General features: G+C 62.3%; 14 protein-coding genes and 1 tRNA gene. 1 reads left to right on the top strand and 14 read right to left on the bottom strand.

What is annotated here, in order from left to right; genetic code table 11:
* Positions 1 to 50 precede the first annotated feature (50 nt).
* The 12 genes from fusA to L338_RS15635 all read right to left on the bottom strand — a co-directional run bounded on the left by fusA (position 51) and on the right by L338_RS15635 (position 15,703).
* Positions 51 to 2,132: an elongation factor G gene (fusA, locus tag L338_RS15690; RefSeq protein ID WP_022699360.1), complete on the bottom strand. Its 2,082-nt coding sequence runs from the start codon at positions 2,130 to 2,132 to the stop codon at positions 51 to 53.
* 31 nt (positions 2,133 to 2,163) lie between these two features.
* Positions 2,164 to 2,634 carry a 30S ribosomal protein S7 gene (gene rpsG, locus L338_RS15685; RefSeq protein WP_022699359.1) on the bottom strand — a complete coding sequence of 157 codons (471 nt, stop codon included), beginning with the start codon at positions 2,632 to 2,634 and terminating at the stop codon, positions 2,164 to 2,166.
* A gap of 15 nt (positions 2,635 to 2,649) precedes the next feature.
* A complete protein-coding gene (gene rpsL, locus L338_RS15680; RefSeq protein ID WP_022699358.1) occupies positions 2,650 to 3,021 on the bottom strand; it encodes a 30S ribosomal protein S12 in 372 nt (123 codons plus the stop codon).
* 531 nt (positions 3,022 to 3,552) lie between these two features.
* Positions 3,553 to 7,779, bottom strand: a complete 4,227-nt coding sequence (rpoC, locus tag L338_RS15675) for a DNA-directed RNA polymerase subunit beta' (protein WP_022699357.1) — start codon at positions 7,777 to 7,779, stop codon at positions 3,553 to 3,555.
* A gap of 91 nt (positions 7,780 to 7,870) precedes the next feature.
* Positions 7,871 to 11,947, bottom strand: a complete 4,077-nt coding sequence (gene rpoB, locus L338_RS15670) for a DNA-directed RNA polymerase subunit beta (protein WP_022699356.1) — start codon at positions 11,945 to 11,947, stop codon at positions 7,871 to 7,873.
* A gap of 219 nt (positions 11,948 to 12,166) precedes the next feature.
* The gene (rplL, locus tag L338_RS15665; RefSeq protein ID WP_022699355.1) at positions 12,167 to 12,541 is read right to left on the bottom strand and encodes a 50S ribosomal protein L7/L12; all 375 of its coding nucleotides are present in this window, start codon (positions 12,539 to 12,541) and stop codon (positions 12,167 to 12,169) included.
* Between the two features lie 58 nt (positions 12,542 to 12,599).
* On the bottom strand, positions 12,600 to 13,115 hold the full coding sequence (gene rplJ / locus L338_RS15660; protein ID WP_022699354.1) for a 50S ribosomal protein L10: 516 nt from the start codon (positions 13,113 to 13,115) through the stop codon (positions 12,600 to 12,602).
* A 316-nt stretch (positions 13,116 to 13,431) separates the two neighbouring features.
* On the bottom strand, positions 13,432 to 14,136 hold the full coding sequence (gene rplA / locus L338_RS15655) for a 50S ribosomal protein L1 (protein ID WP_022699353.1): 705 nt from the start codon (positions 14,134 to 14,136) through the stop codon (positions 13,432 to 13,434).
* A gap of 4 nt (positions 14,137 to 14,140) precedes the next feature.
* Positions 14,141 to 14,569 (bottom strand): 50S ribosomal protein L11, encoded by a 429-nt coding sequence (gene rplK, locus L338_RS15650; RefSeq protein ID WP_022699352.1) that lies wholly within the window; start codon positions 14,567 to 14,569, stop codon positions 14,141 to 14,143.
* 91 nt (positions 14,570 to 14,660) lie between these two features.
* A complete protein-coding gene (gene nusG / locus L338_RS15645; RefSeq protein ID WP_022699351.1) occupies positions 14,661 to 15,197 on the bottom strand; it encodes a transcription termination/antitermination protein NusG in 537 nt (178 codons plus the stop codon).
* A 3-nt stretch (positions 15,198 to 15,200) separates the two neighbouring features.
* A complete protein-coding gene (gene secE, locus L338_RS15640; RefSeq protein ID WP_022699350.1) occupies positions 15,201 to 15,416 on the bottom strand; it encodes a preprotein translocase subunit SecE in 216 nt (71 codons plus the stop codon).
* A gap of 211 nt (positions 15,417 to 15,627) precedes the next feature.
* Positions 15,628 to 15,703 (bottom strand) — tRNA-Trp (locus tag L338_RS15635).
* A gap of 189 nt (positions 15,704 to 15,892) precedes the next feature.
* Between L338_RS15635 and L338_RS15630 the strand changes: the two genes are divergently transcribed.
* Positions 15,893 to 16,429 (top strand): hypothetical protein, encoded by a 537-nt coding sequence (locus tag L338_RS15630; RefSeq protein ID WP_152485923.1) that lies wholly within the window; start codon positions 15,893 to 15,895, stop codon positions 16,427 to 16,429.
* 108 nt (positions 16,430 to 16,537) lie between these two features.
* Here L338_RS15630 and L338_RS15625 read toward each other — a convergent pair whose 3' ends face one another.
* Positions 16,538 to 19,570 carry a TonB-dependent receptor domain-containing protein gene (locus tag L338_RS15625; RefSeq protein ID WP_022699348.1) on the bottom strand — a complete coding sequence of 1,011 codons (3,033 nt, stop codon included), beginning with the start codon at positions 19,568 to 19,570 and terminating at the stop codon, positions 16,538 to 16,540.
* 443 nt (positions 19,571 to 20,013) lie between these two features.
* Positions 20,014 to 20,108 (bottom strand): EF-Tu C-terminal domain-related protein (locus tag L338_RS17165; protein WP_022699316.1); only part of this gene is annotated, 95 nt, incomplete at its 5' end.

Raw genomic sequence — 20,108 nt, 5'->3', positions numbered from 1 at the left:
AAACTCTCTTTTTACAACTGCTTTAGACGGCAGACGTCCGGTTTAATTCTCTAGCCCGCGAGCTTCGCCAGGACTTCCTGGCTGACCGCTTGCGGAACGGGTTCGTAGTGATCGAACTGCATCGTGTACTGCGCGCGTCCCTGGGACATCGAACGCAGATTGTTGACGTAGCCGAACATGTTGGCGAGCGGCACGAAGGCGTTGACCACTTGCGTCACGCCGCGCGCCTCGGTGCCCTGCACCATGCCGCGGCGGGAGTTCAGGTCGCCAATCACGTCGCCCATGTGCTCTTCCGGCGTCGTCACTTCGACCTTCATGATCGGCTCCAGCAGCGTCGCGCCGGCCTTGTCGGCCGCCTCACGGAACGCTGCGCGGCCCGCGATCTCGAATGCCATGACAGACGAGTCGACATCGTGGCTGGCGCCGTCGATCAGGCGGGCCCGGTAGTCGATAACCGGGAAGCCGGCCAGCAGTCCGGATTCGGCGACGGACTTGATGCCCTTTTCGACGCCCGGAATGTATTCCTTCGGCACGTTGCCGCCGACAACCTCGGACACGAACTCGGCGCCCGCGCCCGGCTCAAGCGGCTCGAACACGATCTTGACGCGCGCGAACTGGCCGGAGCCGCCCGTCTGCTTCTTGTGCGTGTAGTCGATTTCCGTTTCGCGGGTCAGCGTCTCGCGATAGGCAACCTGCGGCGCGCCGACATTGGCCTCGACGCCAAACTCGCGGCGCAGACGGTCAACCAGGATATCCAGGTGCAGCTCGCCCATGCCGGCGATGATGGTCTGACCGGACTCCTCGTCCGTCGTCACGCGGAAGGACGGATCCTCCGCCGCCAGACGACCCAGGCCAGCGCCCAGCTTCTCCTGGTCAGACTTGGTCTTCGGCTCGATCGCGATCTCGATGACCGGATCGGGGAACTCCATGCGCTCCAGAATGACCGGGCTGCCCGGATCGGAAAGCGTGTCGCCCGTCGTGGTGTCCTTCAGGCCCGCAATGGCGACGATGTCGCCCGCGTGCGCTTCCTTGATATCTTCACGGTGATTGGAGTGCATCATCATCATGCGCCCCACCCGCTCTTTCTTTTCCTTCACCGTGTTCACCACGGAGTCGCCCTGCTTCAGGACGCCGGAATAGATGCGGCAGAAGGTCAGCGAGCCGACAAAGGAGTCGTTCATGATCTTGAAGGCCAGCGCGGAGAACGGCGCTTCGTCAGACGCGCGGCGCTTGACGTCTTCCTCGTCGCCATCAGCCGTAACGCCGCGGATCGCCGCAACCTCGACCGGGGACGGAAGATAATCGACAACCGCGTCCAGCAGCGGCTGCACGCCTTTGTTCTTGAACGCCGTGCCATTCAGGATCGGCACGAACATGTTCTTGATGGTGCCCTTGCGGATCAGCGCCTTCAGTTGATCGGTGTCGGGCTCGTCGCCCTCCAGATAGGCCTCCATCGCGGCCTCATCGACCTCGACAGCGGCCTCGACCAGCTTTTCACGGTACTTGGCGGCATCGTCGGCCATGTCGGCCGGAATGTCTTCCTCGTGGAACGCCGCGCCCAGGCCCTCGTCTTCCCAGATGATCGCCTTCATTTTCAGAAGATCGACCAGACCCTTGTAATCGGTTTCCGCGCCAATCGGCAGCTGGGTAACCAGAGCATTCGCGCCCAGGCGGTTTTCGATCATCTCGACGCAGCGATAGAAATCGGCGCCCAGCTTGTCCATCTTGTTGACGAAGATCATCCGCGGAACTTCGTACTTGTCGGCCTGACGCCACACCGTCTCGGTCTGGGGCTCGACGCCGGCATTGGCGTCCAGCAGGGCAATTGCGCCGTCCAGCACGCGCAGGGAACGCTCGACCTCAATGGTGAAGTCGACGTGGCCGGGCGTGTCGATGATATTCAGGCGCTTCTCGTTCCAGAAACAGGTCGTCGCGGCGGACGTAATCGTGATGCCGCGCTCCTGCTCCTGCTCCATCCAGTCCATCGTGGCGGCGCCGTCATGGACTTCGCCGATCTTGTGGGACTTGCCGGTATAGAACAGAATCCGCTCGGTCGTCGTCGTCTTGCCGGCGTCAATATGCGCCATGATGCCGAAGTTGCGGTAATCTTCGATCTTGTGGGTGCGGGACATCGTAAAGTCTCTCTAATCCGTATTCTTCGCGCTACCAGCGGTAGTGCGAGAACGCCTTGTTGGCGTCCGCCATGCGGTGCGTGTCTTCGCGCTTCTTCACCGAGGAGCCGCGATTGTTCGCGGCGTCCATCAGTTCGCCGGCCAGGCGCTCGCGCATCGTGTTCTCGCCACGGCCGCGCGCCGCATTGACCAGCCAGCGGATCGCCAGCGCCTGACGGCGCTCGGGGCGAACCTCAACCGGAACCTGGTACGTCGCGCCGCCAACCCGGCGGGAGCGAACCTCGACGGCCGGCTTCACGTTTTCCAGCGCATCGTGGAAAATCTGGATCGGCTCCTGGCGCGTCTTCTCTTCAACAATCTCGAAAGCGCCGTAGACGATACGCTCGGCCTTCGATTTCTGACCGTCACGCATGACGTAGTTCATGAACTTGGTCAGGACCTCGTCCCCGAATTTCGGGTCCGGAATGATGTCGCGTTTTTCTGCGCGGTGACGACGGGACATGGTGTTCTCGCTTCCCTATTTCGGACGCTTGGCGCCGTAGAGCGAACGGCGCTGCTTGCGGTCTTTAACGCCCTGGGTATCCAGAACGCCGCGCAGCACGTGGTAGCGCACGCCCGGAAGGTCTTTCACGCGGCCGCCGCGGATCAGCACCACGGAGTGCTCCTGAAGGTTGTGACCTTCGCCCGGAATGTAGCTCACCACTTCATGACCGGAGGTCAGACGCACCTTCGCAACCTTCCGGAGGGCCGAGTTCGGCTTCTTCGGGGTCGTCGTGTAAACACGGGTGCAAACGCCGCGGCGCTGCGGGCAGCCCTCCAGCGCCGGAACCTTGTTCCGCTTGCGCTTCGGACTGCGCGGCTTGCGCACGAGTTGATTGATCGTCGGCATGCGTTCTCGCTCTCGCAACCTAACAAATAACCCATTGGCAAAGGGATCATCCCCATCGCCAAGACGAAAACCGCCCTTCCCGTTAGCCGGAGGCGGCGTCGGAGCTCTGTTCAGCTCCTAAATCTTTAACGTCATTGGTTCGCGAACCGCGTTTAGCCCAGAAAACGGCTACGGCCAGTCCCAAAAACGAGCCGCTATGTAACGCCGCCCCGCTGACCCGTCAAGCCAATCGCCACGGCATGTGCAGCGAATGACCGGCCGCGCGCAGCGATTTGGGAATTACCCCCGTCCCGCCCCAGCATTATTGGCGTTCCGGCCCCTCCTGAAAGCTGCGCCCGCGCCCTGGCGCCTGGGTACGGAGCAGCGCTATCGGGCCACAAGCCGGAAATATCGCCCGCGAATCTCCAACTGACTGATTCTCCAGATCGATTCGAGCCAGACGTCCCGCGATTCGCATACTTGGACAGCGGCAAAGAAAAAGGCCGCCGGGGTTGCCGGCGGCCTTTCCTGTTTGCGTGCAAGGCGCAGAGCCTAGTCCTCGGATTTCGGGGTTTCCTGTTCCGGGGTGCTGGCTTCGGCCTCGGCGGCTTCGGCGATTTCGGCGGGGAGCGCCTCGGCGCGGGCCGCTTCGTTCGCTGCAAGCTGCTTCTGGTCGCGTTTGTGGGCAACCTTGGCCATCTTGCGCATGTGACCGCCGGTGCCGGCCGGGATGAGACGGCCCACGATCACGTTCTCCTTCAGGCCTTCCAGCGTATCCACCTTGCCCTGGACCGAGGCCTCGGTCAGCACGCGGGTGGTTTCCTGGAACGAGGCCGCGGAGATGAAGGAGCGGGTCTGCAGCGAGGCCTTGGTGATGCCCAGCAGGACCGGGTCGCCGGCGGCGTGCTTCTTCTTGCCCTTCAGCGCTTCGTTGGCTTCTTCCATCTCCACGCGGTCGACCTGTTCGCCGACCAGGAAGGTGGTGTCGCCCGGATCGGTAATCTCCACCTTCTGCAGCATCTGGCGCACGATCACTTCGATATGCTTGTCGTTGATCGGCACGCCCTGCAGGCGATAGACGTCCTGGATCTCGGCGATCAGGTACTGCGCCAGCGCCTCGACGCCCATCACGGACAGAATGTCGTGCGGGGCCGGGTTGCCGTCCATCAGGTATTCGCCGCGCTTGATGTGGTCGCCTTCCTGAACCATTAGGTGGCGGCCTTTCGGCACGAGATACTCGACCTTCTCGGCGTCCTCGCCCTCCGGCACGATGGCGATGCGGCGCTTGTTCTTGTAGTCGCGGCCGTATTCCACCTTGCCGTCAATGTCGGCGATGATGGCGTGATCCTTCGGCCGGCGCGCTTCGAACAGCTCCGCCACGCGCGGCAGACCGCCCGTGATGTCGCGCGTCTTGGCGCCCTCGGTCGGGATACGGGCCAGAACGTCGCCCGGCTTCACCTCGTCCCCGTCGGTGACGGACAGGATGGCGCCGACCGCCAGCATGTAGTTGGCGATCTTGCCAGAGCCGAGCTCGACCGGCTCGCCCTTCTTGTCCTGTACCACGACGGCCGGCTGCAGATCGCCGCCGCGCTGGGAGGCGCGCCAGTCGATCACGACCTTGGACGAGATGCCGGTGGCTTCGTCCATCTCTTCCTTCACGGAAACGCCGTCGGCGAGGTCGAGGAACTTCACCTGGCCGCCGACCTCGGTGATGATCGGGGTGGTGTACGGGTCCCACTCGGCCAGACGCTGGCCGCGCTTGACCGCGTCGCCCTCGTCCACCGGAACACGCGCGCCATAGGGCAGCGTGTAGGTCTCGAGGTCCTTGCCGTCCTTGTCCTGAACGACAATCTCGGTCGAGCGGCTCATCACCACGAAGGCGCCGGAGGAGTCCTTCACCGTCGAGCGGTTCTTGAACGCCACCTTGCCGTCGCGCGAGGCCTCGATGAACGACTTCTCGGAAACCTGGGCCGCGCCGCCGATGTGGAAGGTCCGCATCGTCAGCTGGGTGCCCGGCTCGCCGATCGACTGCGCCGCGATGACGCCGACAGCCTCGCCCATATTGACGCGCGTGCCGCGCGCCAGGTCACGGCCGTAGCATTCCGAGCAGACGCCGGTGCGGGTCTCGCAGGTCAGCACGGAGCGGACGCGGGCCGACTGGACTTCCGCCTCGTCGATTTCCGCGATCAGGCGCTCGTCCATGTAGTCGCCGGCCTCGGCCATCGTCTCGCCGGTCTCGGGGTGCACGATGTCCTCGGCCAGAACCCGGCCCAGGATGCGCTGGCCGAGCGAGACGACCACGTCGCCGCCCTCGACAATCGTCTGCATCTCGATGCCTTCGGTCGATCCGCAATCATTTTCCAGAACGATGCAGTCCTGCGCCACGTCAACCAGACGGCGGGTCAGGTAACCGGAGTTGGCGGTCTTCAGGGCGGTGTCGGCCAGACCCTTACGGGCGCCGTGGGTGGAGTTGAAGTACTCCAGCACGGTCAGGCCTTCCTTGAAGTTCGAGATGATCGGCGTCTCGATGATCTCGCCCGACGGCTTGGCCATCAGGCCGCGCATGCCGGCCAGCTGCTTCATCTGGTTCTTGGAGCCGCGGGCGCCGGAATGGGCCATCATGAAGATGGAGTTCGGCTCGCCCATGCGGCCGTCCTCGCCGGTCTCCATACGGGAGACCTCGTCCATCATGATGTCGGCGACCTTGTCGGTGCACTTGGCCCAGGCGTCGACGACCTTGTTGTACTTCTCACCCTTGGTGATCAGGCCGTCGGCATATTGCTGCTCATATTCGGTGACCAGCTGACGGGTCTCTTCGACCAGCGTCTTCTTGGACTCCGGAATGACCATGTCGTCCTTGCCGAAGGAAATGCCGGCCTTGGCGGCTTCCTTGAAGCCCAGCTTCATGATCTGGTCGCAGAAGATGACCGTCGCCTTCTGACCGGTGTGGCGGTAGACCACGTCGATCACGGAGCCGATTTCCTTCTTCGTCAGCGTGCGGTTGATCACGTCGAACGGGACTTTGTAATCGCGCGGCAGGTGCTCGGCGATCTTCATGCGGCCCGGCGTCGACTCGACGATCTGGGTAACGCGCTCGCCATCCTCATTCTGGGTGACCCAGCGCGCCTTGATCTTCGAATGAAGCGACACGGCGCCCGCATCCAGCGCGGCCTCGATTTCGGCGATGTTCGAGAAGATCATCCCCTCGCCCGGCTCGCCTTCCTTCTCCAAAGAGAGATAGTAGAGACCGAGGACGATGTCCTGCGACGGCACAATGATCGGCCGCCCGTTGGCAGGCGACAGGATATTGTTCGTCGACATCATCAGGACGCGCGCTTCCAGCTGCGCCTCGAGGCTCAGCGGAACGTGCACGGCCATCTGGTCGCCGTCGAAGTCGGCGTTGAACGCGGCGCAGACCAGCGGGTGAAGCTGGATGGCCTTGCCCTCGATCAGCTTGGGCTCGAACGCCTGGATGCCCAGACGGTGAAGCGTCGGCGCGCGGTTCAGAAGAACCGGATGCTCGCGGATCACCTCGTCCAGGATATCCCAGACTTCGGGCCGCTCTTTTTCCACCATCTTCTTGGACTGCTTGACGGTGCCAGACAGGCCCTTGGCGTCCAGCCGCGCATAGATGAACGGCTTGAACAGCTCCAGCGCCATTTTCTTCGGCAGGCCGCACTCATGCAGCTTCAGCTCCGGACCGACCACGATCACGGAACGGCCGGAATAGTCCACGCGCTTGCCGAGCAGGTTCTGACGGAACCGGCCCTGCTTGCCCTTCAGCATGTCCGACATGGATTTCAGCGGGCGCTTGTTGGCGCCCGTGATGGTCCGGCCGCGGCGGCCATTGTCGAACAGCGCGTCGACGGATTCCTGCAGCATCCGCTTTTCGTTGCGGATGATGATGTCCGGCGCGCGCAGCTCCATCAGGCGCTTCAGGCGGTTGTTCCGGTTGATCACCCGGCGATACAGGTCGTTGAGGTCGGACGTCGCGAAACGGCCGCCGTCCAGCGGGACCAGCGGACGCAGTTCCGGCGGGATCACCGGCACGACCGTCATGATCATCCATTCCGGACGGTTGCCGGAAGACAGGAAGGATTCCAGCAGCTTCAGCCGCTTGAGGAATTTCTTCTTCTTCAGCTCGGAGCCGGTTTCCTCGATATCGTCGCGGACCTTGGCCGCTTCCTTCTCGAGGTCGATGCCGATGAGCATTTCGCGGATCGCCTCGGCGCCGATGCCGGCGGTGAAGCTGTCCTCGCCATACTCTTCCTGAGCCTGGTGATATTCTTCCTCGGTCAGAAGCTGCTTGGGCTCAAGCGGCGTCAGGCCGGGCTCCATCACCACGTATTGCTCGAAGTAAAGGACGCGTTCGACGTCCTTGAGCATCATGTCCATCATCAGCGAGATGCGGGACGGGAGCGACTTCAGGAACCAGATATGGGCGACTGGCGCGGCCAGTTCGATATGGCCCATGCGCTCACGGCGAACCCGCGCGAGCGTCACTTCAACGCCGCACTTCTCGCAGATAATGCCTTTGTATTTCATACGCTTGTACTTGCCGCACAAGCATTCGTAATCCTTGATCGGACCAAAAATCCGGGCGCAGAACAGGCCGTCCCGCTCCGGCTTGAAGGTCCGGTAATTGATCGTCTCCGGCTTCTTGATTTCGCCGTATGACCAGGAATGAATCTTTTCCGGGCTGGCCAGCCCGATCCGGATTTGATCGAAGACGGGTTCTTCCGCCGCCGGATTAAAGATGTTCATGACCTCTTGGTTCATGACATCGGCCTCCTTATGAGCCGCTAATTCCAGGGCCGGCGGGGGATACGCGATCCGCCCGCCGGCGTGTTTCAATTACCGCTTTCGCGCGTCAGCTGTTCTGAAGCTCGACGTCCAGACCCAGCGAACGCATTTCCTTCACAAGCACGTTGAAGCTTTCCGGGATGCCGGCTTCGAACGAGTCGTCGCCGCGGACAATGGCCTCATAGACCTTGGTCCGGCCAGCCACGTCGTCCGACTTGACCGTCAGCATCTCCTGCAGCGTGTAGGCCGCGCCATAGGCTTCCAGCGCCCACACTTCCATCTCGCCGAAGCGCTGGCCGCCAAACTGCGCCTTGCCGCCCAGCGGCTGCTGGGTAACCAGGCTGTAGGGGCCGATGGAACGGGCGTGGATCTTGTCGTCCACCAGGTGGTGCAGCTTGAGCAGGTACATGTAGCCGACCGTGACGTCGCGGGCGAATTTCTCGCCGGTGCGGCCGTCATGCAGGGTCGACTGACCGGAGGAGCGGAAGCCCGCCTTCTCCAGATGCTCGACGATCTCGTCCTCGCGCGCGCCGTCAAAGACCGGCGTGGCGATGGGAAGACCGTTGGCCATGTTCCGGCCAAGCTCGGCCAGCTCTTCGTTCTTGCGCGGCAGCTCGGCATCGTCGCCAAGGATATTCTTGAACGTATCCTTCAGCGGCTTGATGTCGTTCTCGCGCTTGTAGGTGTCGTAGGCCACGCCGATCTGGCGGCCTAGGCCCGAACAGGCCCAGCCCAGATGGGTTTCCAGGATCTGCCCGACATTCATCCGCGAAGGCACGCCCAGCGGGTTCAGGACGATGTCGACCGGCTTGCCGTCTTCCAGGAAGGGCATGTCCTCGATCGGAACGATGCGCGAGATCACGCCCTTGTTGCCGTGACGGCCGGCCATCTTGTCGCCCGGCGCCAGCTTGCGCTTCACCGCGACGAAGACCTTGACCATCTTCATCACGCCCGGCGGCAGTTCGTCGCCCCGCTGCAGCTTGTCGACCTTATCCTCGAACCGCGCGTCCAGGCGGGACTTGGAGTCGTCATACTGCTTCTGCAGCGCCTCGACCTCGGACATCGCGGCCTCGTCGCCGAGACCGATCTGCCACCACTGGCCGCGGCTGAGATCTTCCAGCTTGTCCTCGGTGATCTCGCCCTTGGTGAAGCCTTTCGGGCCGGACACCGCGGTCTTGCCGAGGATCAGGTCCTTCAGACGGCCATAGATGTTGCGCTCCAGGATCGCCAGTTCGTCGTCGCGGTCCTTGGCCAGGCGCTCGATTTCCTCGCGCTCGATCTGCATCGCGCGCTGGTCTTTTTCGACGCCATGACGGTTGAACACGCGCACTTCGACGACCGTGCCCGTCGTGCCCGGGGGCAGCTTCAGGGAGGTGTCGCGAACGTCGGAGGCCTTTTCACCGAAGATGGCGCGGAGGAGCTTCTCTTCCGGAGTCATCGGCGACTCGCCCTTCGGCGTCACCTTGCCGACGAGAATATCGCCAGAGTGAACCTCGGCGCCGATCGACACGATGCCCGCCTCGTCGAGATTGCGCAGGGCTTCCTCGCCGACATTCGGGATATCGCGGGTGATCTCTTCCGGACCCAGCTTGGTGTCGCGGGCCATGATCTCGAACTCCTCCAGATGGATGGAGGTGAACACGTCGTCACGGACGATGCGTTCGGAGATCAGGATGGAGTCCTCGAAGTTGTAACCGTTCCAGGGCATGAACGCGACCAGCGCGTTACGGCCCAGAGCCAGCTCGCCCAGGTCCGTCGACGGTCCGTCAGCGACGATATCGCCGGCATTGACCTCATCGCCCACGCGAACCAGCGGACGCTGGTTGATGCAGGTCGACTGGTTGGAGCGCTGGAACTTCAGCAGGTTGTAGATGTCGACGCCCGGCTTGGTGGGGTCGTTCTCCTTGGTCGCGCGGATAACGATACGCTGCGCGTCCACCTGCTCCACGATGCCGTCGCGCTTGGCGGTAATGGCGGCACCGGAATCGCGCGCCACAACCGCTTCCATGCCCGTTCCGACCAGCGGCGCTTCCGACTTCAGAAGCGGCACGGCCTGACGTTGCATGTTCGAGCCCATCAGGGCGCGGTTGGCGTCGTCGTTTTCCAGGAACGGGATGAGCGCCGCGGCGACCGAAACCAGCTGTTTCGGCGACACGTCGATCAGGTCCACTTCCTCGCGCGGAATCAGCGTCACTTCGCCGCTGACCCGGCAGGTCACCAGATCGTTTTTCAGCTGCCCCTTGTCGTCCACGGCCGCATTGGCCTGGGCCACGGTGTAACGGGCCTCTTCCATGGCGGAGAGATAGACAACCTCGTCGGTCATCTTGCCCTTGTTCACCTTGCGGTACGGGCTCTCGATGAAGCCGTACTTGTTGACGCGCGCATGGGTCGCCAGAGAGTTGATCAGGCCGATATTCGGCCCTTCCGGCGTCTCGATCGGGCAGATCCGGCCATAGTGGGTCGGATGCACGTCGCGCACTTCAAAGCCGGCGCGTTCGCGCGTCAGGCCGCCCGGGCCCAGCGCCGACAGGCGGCGTTTGTGGGTGATTTCGGACAGCGGGTTGGTCTGGTCCATGAACTGCGACAGCTGCGAGGAGCCGAAGAATTCACGCACCGCCGCGGCCGCCGGTTTGGCGTTGATCAGGTCATGCGGCATCACCGTGTCGATATCGACGCTGGTCATGCGTTCCTTGATCGCGCGCTCCATGCGCAGCAGGCCAATGCGGTACTGGTTTTCCATCAGCTCGCCGACAGAACGCACCCGGCGGTTGCCAAGATTGTCGATGTCATCGACTTCGCCCTTGCCGTCGCGCAGGCCGACCATGGTCTGAAGGATCGCCAGGATGTCTTCCTTGCGCAGGACGCGGACATTGTCTTCCGCATCCAGATCCAGACGCATGTTCATTTTCACACGGCCGACCGAGGACAGGTCGTAGCGCTCGGAATCGAAGAACAGGCCCTTGAACAGGGCGTCGGCGGTGTCCGCGGTCGGCGGCTCGCCCGGACGCATGACGCGGTAGATGTCCACCAGCGCCTGTTCGCGGTTCTCGTTCTTGTCGGCGGCCAGCGTATTGCGGATGTAACCGCCGATATTGATGTGGTCGATGTCCAGCAGCTCGAGCTCGTCAATGCCGGCCTCGGCAAGCGTTTCCAGCGTCTCTTCGCCCAGCTCGTCGCCGGCCTCGACAAAGATTTCGCCGGTTTCGGCGTTGACGATGTCAAAGGCGGAGAAGCGGCCGATCAGCTCTTCATCGGACAGAAGCAGGTTCTTGACCTTGGCCTCTTCCATTTTCTTGACCGAACGCGCCGTGATCTTGCGGCCGGCAGGCGCAATCACGTCGCCCGTCTTGGCGTCGATCAGGTCACGGGTCGGTTTCTGGCCCTTCAGGCGCTCGGCGTTCAGCGGCGTGGACCATCCGCCCTTTTTGGCGCGCGTATAGACAACCGAGTCGTAGAAGGTGGACAGGATGTCTTCCTTGTCCATGCCCAGGCCATAGAGCATCGTCGTCGCCGGCAGCTTGCGGCGGCGGTCGATACGGACATGCACGATGTCCTTGGCGTCGAATTCAAAATCCAGCCACGAGCCGCGGTAAGGTATGACGCGCGCGGCGAAGAGATACTTGCCGCTGGCGTGCGTCTTGCCCTTGTCGTGGTCGAAGAAGACGCCCGGCGAGCGGTGCATCTGGGAGACGATCACGCGCTCGGTGCCGTTGATGACAAACGTGCCTTTGTCGGTCATCAGCGGGATGTCGCCCATATAGACATCCTGTTCCTTGATGTCCTTGACCGACTTCGCGCCCGTTTCCTCGTCCGTATCGAACACGATCAGGCGCAGCTTCACGCGCAGCGGCGCCGCGAAGGTGATGTCGCGCTGCTGGCATTCCTCGACATCGAACTTGGGCTGTTCAAACTCGTAGGAAACGAACTCCAGAGTCGCGCGTTCGCTGAAATCCTTGATCGGGAAGACCGACTTGAAAACCGCCAGAAGACCATCGTCTTCGCGGTTCTCATGCTTCACGTCAGCCTGGAGAAAATGATCGTAGGAGCTCTTCTGAACCTCGATCAGGTTTGGCATTTGCACCACTTCCGGGATGCGGCCAAAGGATTTCCGAATACGCTTCTTGCCGGTGAACGTCAGAGACATCGCTGCTCCCTTTGCGGATCAATCCGCTTTGGCCGCGCGAACATCCGCGCGGACCTAACAATCGCCTCGCCCCCGATGGCCGGGCCGGATAAACCGTCCCCGCCCCTTTTACGCGCGCAACGCGAGGGCGAAATCGCCGCGCGCGCGAAATTCGAGTAAACAGACGCGGGCGTCCGGCCAGACCGTTACCGGCCAGGCTGGACGCCCTTGAAACGCCAGTTACTTAAGCTCGACCTTGGCGCCGGCTTCTTCCAGCTTGGCCTTGATCTCTTCGGCTTCAGCCTTCGGCGCGCCTTCCTTGACGGCCTTCGGAGCGCCTTCGACAAGCTCCTTGGCTTCTTTCAGGCCCAGGCCCGTGATGCCGCGGACTTCCTTGATCACGTTGATCTTCTTGTCGCCGACCTCGGTCAGGATGACGTCGAACTCATCCTTTTCCTCGGCAGCGCCCGCGCCGGCGTCGCCGCCAGCCGCACCGGCAACCGCGACCGGAGCCGCGACCTTGATGCCTTTTTCTTCCAGAATGTCGTTGAGCTCTTTCGCTTCCATGATGGTCAGGGAAAGAAGCTCGTCAGCAAGTTTAGCTACATCAGCCATTTCATTACTTCCTTTTGGATACGCAGATTGTCAGTTCGATTGCAGAGAATGACGGGTTCTAGGCGGCGGCCTGTTCGCCGATGGCCTGGATCTGGGACGCGAGCATGGAGCCCGGCGCCGACAGACGCTGGCCGATCTGCGAAGCCTGACCGGTGAGGCGGGCCGCGATCGTCGCGATCATCTCTTCACGCGACGGCATCTTGGACAGAGCCTCAACGCCGCTGGCGTCCAGAATCTCGTCGCCCATGAAACCGCCAACGATCTTGAGCTTGTCGTTGGACTTCACGAACTCCACCACGCTCTTCGGGGCGGACACGAAGTCCTCGGCGTAGGCGATGGCGACCGGACCCTGGAACAGGTCGGAAGCGCCCTCGCCGGGCTTGCCCTTGAGCGCGATCTTGGCCAGGCGGTTCTTGACCACCTTGATGCTGCCGCCGGCCTCGCGGAGGCCATTGCGCAGCTTCGTCATTTCCGCAACGTTCAACCCGCTATAGTGGGTCAGGATCACGGAACCGGACGAGTCGAAAACGCCCTTCAGCGCTTCAACCGCGTCATGTTTCTCATTCCTATCCATTGCGGTCTCCCTGTTTTCGGACACTCCACCACGGAGCGTCCTAGAGGGCGCGTCAGACACGCCCCGCCCCGTAAAGGACCAGACGCGCAAAACGCGCATTCCTGTCCCAGGGCTCGAACCGACCGCGCCTTCCACGGGAAGGAGCGCGCATCGATCTTTCGCTCTGTCTCACACAGGGCCCGGAAACGGGGATTAAGGCCCGAAAGCCCCCTGCGATCTCGGACAGGTCGGCGGCGAACCGGAGCCTTGAAAAGGCCCCGCCGCGCCGCCTGCGCCGGGCCCGAAGACCCGGATTCCTGTTTGGCCGAACCGGCTGTTACGACGCGTTCAGCGCGTCCGCGGTTTCGACCCGAACGCCCGGCCCCATGGTGGAGGTCAGAGCGATCTTTTTCACATACGTGCCTTTGGCGCCCGTCGGCTTGGCCTTGACGATCGCATCGACAAACGCGCGGAGATTTTCCTCCAGCGCGTTCTCGGCGAAGCTCGCCTTGCCAACGCCGGCGTGAACGATGCCGGACTTCTCAACGCGGAACTGCACCGCGCCGCCCTTGGCTTCGCCGATGGCCTTGGCGACATCCGGGGTCACCGTGCCGACCTTCGGGTTCGGCATCAGGCCCTTGGGACCCAGAACCTTACCCAGACGGCCAACCAGCGGCATCATGTCCGGAGTGGCGATGACGCGATCGAAATCCATCTCGCCGGCCTGAACCTTCTCCGCCAGATCGTCGGCGCCAACCACGTCGGCGCCCGCCTTCTTGGCTTCCTCGGCCTTCGCGCCCTTGGCGAAGACAGCGACGCGCATCGTGCGGCCCGTGCCATGCGGCAGGTTCACAACACCGCGGACCATCTGGTCCGCGTGACGCGGGTCGACGCCCAGATTGATCGAGATCTCGATGGTCTCATCAAACTTGGCGGTCGCATTTTTCTTCACCAGCGACACCGCTTCAGTGAGGCTGTAATTCTTGTTCGGCTCGAGTTTCTCAACAGCGGCCGCGTAACGTTTTGCGTTCATGTTCGCCATTGGACTAACCCACAACCTCGAGACCCATGGAGCGCGCCGAACCGGCGATGATCTTGGACGCCTGATCCAGATCGTTCGCGTTCAGGTCGACCATTTTCTGCTCGGCGATTTCGCGCACCTGCGCCATCGTCACCTTGCCGGCCGTCGCTTCGCCCGGCGTCTCCGAGCCCTTTTTCACCTTCGCCGCCTTCATCAGCAGGAAGCTGGCGGGCGGAGTCTTGGTTTCAAACGTGAAGGACTTGTCCTGGAAGACGGTGATGGTCGTGGGGATCGGCATCCCCTTTTCCATGCCTTCCGTCTTGGCGTTGAACGCCTTGCAGAACTCCATGATGTTCACGCCGCGCTGGCCAAGCGCCGGGCCGATCGGCGGCGACGGGTTTGCGGACCCCGCCGGCACCTGCAGCTTGATGTAGCCGTCAATTTTCTTTGCCATGCCCTGTTACTCTTTCCTTTGAACTCAAGAGTTGCGCGGTGCGGCGAACCAGAGGGTCTTTCCCGAACGCCTCCCGCATCGAAATATCAAATCAGCTCAGCTTCTCGACCTGTGCATATTCCAGTTCGACCGGGGTTGAGCGCCCGAAAATCGAAATCGCCACCTTCAGGCGGCCGGTATCCTGATCGATGTCCTCGATCTGCCCCTCGAAGGACTGGAAGTGCCCCTCGGTGACCTTCACCTTCTCGCCGATATCGAAGCGGATCTCCGGAATTTCCCGTTCCACGCCCTCTTCCATCTGGCCGAGGATGCGCTTCACTTCATTTTCGCTGACCGGCATCGGCGTTTTGCCGGAGCCGAGGAAACCCGTGACTTTCGGCGTATTCTTGACGAGGTGATAGCCCTCATCCGTCATGTTCATCTTGACCAGGACATAGCCGGGAAAGAATTTGCGCTCGGCATTGACCTTGCGGCCACGGCGCACTTCGGTCACGTCCTCGGTCGGAACGAGAACCTCTTCAAACAGGTCCTCAAGCCCCTTTTCAGCGGCCTCGCGCTGAATCGCCTCGGCGACCTTCTTTTCGAAGTTCGAATAGGCGTGAACGATGTACCACTTATAATCAGCCATGCTTTAGATACCTTCGAGCACGCTCAAGCCAAACTGCAGCGCGGTTGAAACCACCATGTCGGTCACGAAAAAGAAGGTGGACATGATCGCAACCATCACGAAAACCATAATCGTGGTGATCGCGGTCTCCCGCCACGGCGTCCAGGTGACCTTGCGGCCTTCCTGACGGACCTGGCCGAGAAATTTCACCGGCCCCACGCGTTTCTTCGTTTCCGCCATATTCTACCTTCAAGCGCCGCGCCGGAGCGGTCAGAATTTGCCCCGCCCATTTCCGGCTCCACAGCAAAAAACGACGTCCGTCGCCTCGCCATAAGGCGGCCGAACCGACGCCGTTAAGATACGTATCGTCCGAAGGGCGGATAGATAGCGCCAACCGGCGCCTCTGCGCAAGACCCTCCGGGCGCCTGTCTTCAGCCAGACGCAAAAAAGATGGCAGGGGCAGCAGGATTTGAACCCGCGACCTACGGTTTTGGAGACCGTCGCTCTACCAACTGAGCTATACCCCTACGATTCCAGAAAGGCGGAGTATCACGGCTCCGCCGCTTGGACCAGACCTTCATCGCACTGACGCCGCCCTTCCTTTCAGCCGAGAGCTTTGAAGCCTCGCGGGTCAGACTGGCGCGCGGATGATTGCCGCGATTGTAGAGGTCTATACAATCGCTCGTTCCAAGGTTTTTACAATGAATGGAGCCTCCATGCGCATCCGATATCTCGCCCTGACAATGGGCGCTGCGGGCGCGGCCACCCTCGCGGGCGCCGCACACGCCGTTCAGGGCGACCCCGTCGCCGACCCGATTCTCGCCGAATGCCGCGCACAAACCGAGGCGCAGGCGCGAATCGATTGTCTGGAGGAAGCGGTCGCAGATCTGGCAAGCCGCCTGCCCCGTGAACGCCGGGCCGAAATTCTCGACCCGCAGGAACCGGCGGTGAGCGGACTGGGCGCGGAACAGGTCATGGCGTCCCAGAACCGCCGGATGCCGAAAGACGACCCGGATAATCCGGACAACAAGCTGGAAGCGCGGGTTATCGATTATTCCCGCACCAATTCCGGCAACTACATTTTCATTCTGGATAATGACCAGGTCTGGGCGCAACAGGACTTCGACCGGACCATGCTGTCGCTCGATGATGGCGAGACCTACCAGATCGAGGTCGTGAAAGGCTTCCTGTCCGGTTATCGCATGCGCTTTCCGGAACTGAACCGCCTGGTCAAGGTCCGCCGCCTCCGGTGACGGCCGGGCGGCGTCAGGCCCGCCCCTGCAGCGTTTCAAATTGAAGACAAAAGAAAAGGGCCGGCGGGATAACCCGCCGGCCCAATTCTTTACGCTTACGCGGTGGTCCTAGAAGTCGACCGTCGCGCCGGCGAAGACGTACCGGCCCAGCGAGTCATAGACTTGCGGGAAGGTGTTGCCGTTGCCGAAGCCGGCGCCGACCGCCGCCGAGAGAGGCGGATCGCGGTCGAAGATGTTGTTCACGCCAAGGCGCAGCATCGCGTTTTCACGCACTTGCCAGGAGCCCGCCAGGTCAAAGTAGTTCTGGGAATCCAGAGTTTCGTTGACCGGAGCGAACGTGCCGTTGAGCTTCGGATTGGAGCTCTTCGACGAAATGTCGACAGAGTCGAAGTAACGCCAGGAGGCGGAGACCGTAACATCCCACGGGGTGTTCCAGCTCGCGCGCAGCTTGTGGCGCCATTCCGGGTTCGGCGTGCCGCAGGTGCCGCCATAGTAGCCCACGCAGTCATAGGCCGTGTCACCCGGGAAATCGACAGTCGTGATTTCATCCAGCCAGGTTCCGACGAAGTCGAAGCCCAGGCCGCCATACGTGCCGATGTCGTAGGAATACGCCGCCGTCAGGTCGACACCGGAGGTCTTCAGAGAGCCGGTGTTGATGTTCAGCGCCGTCACGAAACCGGACGTGCCAGCCCAGAGCGTTCCGCCGTTGCCGCGGTTGACCAGGTCACAGAAGACCGGGTCGCCGGAGTCCAGGCAGTTCGCCAGGGACGCCGTCGGCGGAATGGTGGAGATGGTGTCTTCGATCTCGATGTTGAAGTAGTCGATCGAGAAGCTCAGACCCGGGATGAAGCTCGGCGTGCCAACGAGGCCCAGCGAGTAGGTGTCGGCCGATTCCGGATCAAGATCCGGGTTACCGCCCGTCAGCTGGTTGAACTGGCCGGCCGGGTTGTCGGCGATGGCGCCGTACTGGTCGGCCGTAACACCGGTGCGCTGACATTCGGCCAGCGAACGGGCCGGTTCAGGCGTGGACGTGGCCGGATCGAAGTCACCCGCGCACGGATCGTACAGACCGTTCGCATTCTGGGTAAGGTCGAACAGGTTCAGCCCCTGGGACGAGAACAGCTCGATGACGTTCGGCGCACGCACGGCGCGCTGATAGGAGCCGCGGAAACGGAAGTCCGAAACCGGGGACCAGTCGGCGGCCAGCTTGTACGTGTCGGTCTTGAAGCCGCTGGAGTAGTCCGAATAGCGGTAAGCCGCTTCGAACGTCAGCGCCTCGAAGCCCGGACGGTTCTCGATCAGCGGAACCTGAAGTTCGCCGAAGAACTCGTAAACGTCCGTGGAGCCGGAGACCGGAAGCGTCGGGCCACCCTGACCGAAGCCGTCACCGGACTGGAAGCCGGCGTCAGGCAGACGGTCGAGATAGTCACGGCGGTATTCCGTACCCAGAGCGATAGCAACGCCATTGTCCGCCATCGGGGACTGGACGCCATACTGGCCCAGATCGCCGAAGATGGAGGCGCTGACAACCTGCTGGTTCGTTTCACCACGCTGCAGCAGCGGCGAGGTGGCGTAAGCCAGAGCAGCGTCAGACGGGCCGGCCGGGCTGAAATAGTCCAGCGGCACGCAGGCCGGGTCGTCATTGGCCGGGTCGGCGTCGGCGTTGATGGCGCAAACCGCGCCGCCTTGGCCGTCCGGAACCGCATACAGCGCGTTGGCGGATTTACGGACCGAAAGCTCGTTCTCGTAATCTTCCGTCAGCGTCACTTTCGACCAGGAAGCATAGACGTCGTAATCGAAGCCGGCGAAGGCTTCGCCACGTACGCCAACCACGCCGCGATAGGCGTTGTGCTGCAGGTCGTCGCGGCGGTTACCGCCTTCGACGTTACGACGCAGGATCAGAACGCCTTCGGCGATCGCGCCCGCGGCGATTTCGGCATCGGTGAAGCCCGCGCCCTGACGGCAGAGATAGTCAACCTGCTGATCAGAGAGGAACGGGTTGTTACAGTTGATGCCGCCGTTGGTGCCTTGCACGCCGCCGCCGAACACGCCGGACGGGGCGATCTGGGCAACCGAGCGGTTGTCCATGAAGCTCAGCTCGGCATACGGCTCGAAGTGCTCATTGATTTCGTAATGAGCAAACGCGCCGAGACGGTAGGTCTCATCCGGACGCTGATAATAGTTGAACGGGTTGAAGTTGAACGTGTCCGTCGCGCTATCAAACGCACGGAACGTGCCGTTGCCCGGAACCGTCGAAGTGAACTGCGGCAGGTTATAGGCGCCGTTCAGGTTCAGCAGGTTGGCGCGGGCGTTCGTCGAGGAACCCGAGCAGGTGAACTGATCACCCGCCGCGCCGAAGGCGCAAGCCGAGTAGTCGCGTTCGGACTGCGTGATCGGGTCAACGTTGCGATAGCCGGCGAACACAGTCGCGTTACCGCGGCCGTCCGGCGTATTCACGCCCATGATGGCCGTAACTTCAAACGTCTCGCCGTCAACAACATTGTCGTCCGGCAGTTTGAACTGGTCCGGATTCTGCTGAATGAACGGCGCAATCACGTCCTGCGTGCTGCTGTCGTTGTTGTGCTGATAGAAGCTGTACTGGGTGTCGATACGGACGCCCTCGAAGTCATCCATCATGATGAAGTTCACAACGCCGGAAAGGGCGTCGGAGCCGTACACGGCCGAGGCGCCGCCGGTCAGAACTTCAACACGCTCGACGAGCGCGGACGGGACCTGGTTCAGGTCGGGCGGAACACCGCCGGCGCCCGGCGAACCAAACGGCAGACGACGGCCGTTGACCAGGACGAGCGTGCGAACCGCGCCAAGACCGCGCAGGTTGACGGTCGCCGTGCCGGTCGCGCCGTTGGAAACCGCGCTGCCCTGGGCCGCAAACGCTTGCGGCAGGGTGTTCAGCATGTCTTCAACGCGCACAACGCCGCGCAGATCCAGCTCTTCCGAGCTGACCTGGGTCACGGGGCTGGTGCTGACCAGGTTGGCCGACTGGATACGCGAGCCGGTAACGACAACGACGTCGTCAGCCGCGCTCTCGCCTTCGTCCTGAGCCATCGCCGGGCTCAGAGCGCCGGCGCCCGCGAGCAGCGTGCTCGCCAGGATACAGGCTTTGTAGTTTCTGGATTTCACTTCAATCCCTCCACGATAAAAAATACCGGACGCCTGCAAAGCTGCAGGCCCCCTTGGCGCTATCTGCCTGATGAGATTTCCCCTCATCAAACAAGCTTTTGACGAGATTTCCCCTCGTCGATGTTTGCGGCGAGATTTCCCCTCCCGCAGAAGTGGAGACGTGTGTCTCCGCCGAACGTCAAGCTACGCCCCCGCCGCTCATAGCGTCAATGCAACAGTCTGATGACGCATGAAATTTCGGCAAGGTGAGCTGCGTTTTCGCAAGGCTGTTGCGCGAAAGGCTCACTTTTGGCCCGGCGGCGAAACACACGTTCCGGCCCGCCAGAGGGAGGCCGGCCGCGGGAGCCAGGTCAGCGGAGCCGGTCGAATCATCAAACCGGCGCCGCCGGAATCAAAAAGGGCGGCCCGAGAGCCGCCCTTTTCAGGTCCGCAAAGCTTTGCGGTTACTCGATGATTTTCGACACGACGCCGGCGCCGACGGTGCGTCCGCCTTCGCGGATAGCGAAGCGCAGGCCCTGGTCCATGGCGATCGGCGTAA

The sequence above is a fragment of the Euryhalocaulis caribicus genome (assembly GCF_000412185.1).
Classification (GTDB): domain Bacteria; phylum Pseudomonadota; class Alphaproteobacteria; order Caulobacterales; family Maricaulaceae; genus Euryhalocaulis; species Euryhalocaulis caribicus.
The sequence above is the reverse complement of the archived record's forward strand: the minus strand, read 5'-3'. Positions and strand labels throughout refer to the sequence as shown.

Bases quoted from the DNA above. Each gene is read 5' to 3' on its own strand.
- rpsG (WP_022699359.1), bottom strand. From the start codon at position 2,634: ATGTCCCGTCGTCACCGCGCAGAAAAACGCGACATCATTCCGGACCCG.
- rpoB (WP_022699356.1), bottom strand. From the start codon at position 11,947: ATGTCTCTGACGTTCACCGGCAAGAAGCGTATTCGGAAATCCTTTGGC.
- L338_RS15630 (WP_152485923.1), top strand. From the start codon at position 15,893: ATGCGCATCCGATATCTCGCCCTGACAATGGGCGCTGCGGGCGCGGCC.
- rplL (WP_022699355.1), bottom strand. From the start codon at position 12,541: ATGGCTGATGTAGCTAAACTTGCTGACGAGCTTCTTTCCCTGACCATC.
- rplA (WP_022699353.1), bottom strand. From the start codon at position 14,136: ATGGCGAACATGAACGCAAAACGTTACGCGGCCGCTGTTGAGAAACTC.
- rpsL (WP_022699358.1), bottom strand. From the start codon at position 3,021: ATGCCGACGATCAATCAACTCGTGCGCAAGCCGCGCAGTCCGAAGCGC.
- rplK (WP_022699352.1), bottom strand. From the start codon at position 14,569: ATGGCAAAGAAAATTGACGGCTACATCAAGCTGCAGGTGCCGGCGGGG.
- fusA (WP_022699360.1), bottom strand. From the start codon at position 2,132: ATGTCCCGCACCCACAAGATCGAAGATTACCGCAACTTCGGCATCATG.
- secE (WP_022699350.1), bottom strand. From the start codon at position 15,416: ATGGCGGAAACGAAGAAACGCGTGGGGCCGGTGAAATTTCTCGGCCAG.
- nusG (WP_022699351.1), bottom strand. From the start codon at position 15,197: ATGGCTGATTATAAGTGGTACATCGTTCACGCCTATTCGAACTTCGAA.
- rpoC (WP_022699357.1), bottom strand. From the start codon at position 7,779: ATGAACCAAGAGGTCATGAACATCTTTAATCCGGCGGCGGAAGAACCC.
- rplJ (WP_022699354.1), bottom strand. From the start codon at position 13,115: ATGGATAGGAATGAGAAACATGACGCGGTTGAAGCGCTGAAGGGCGTT.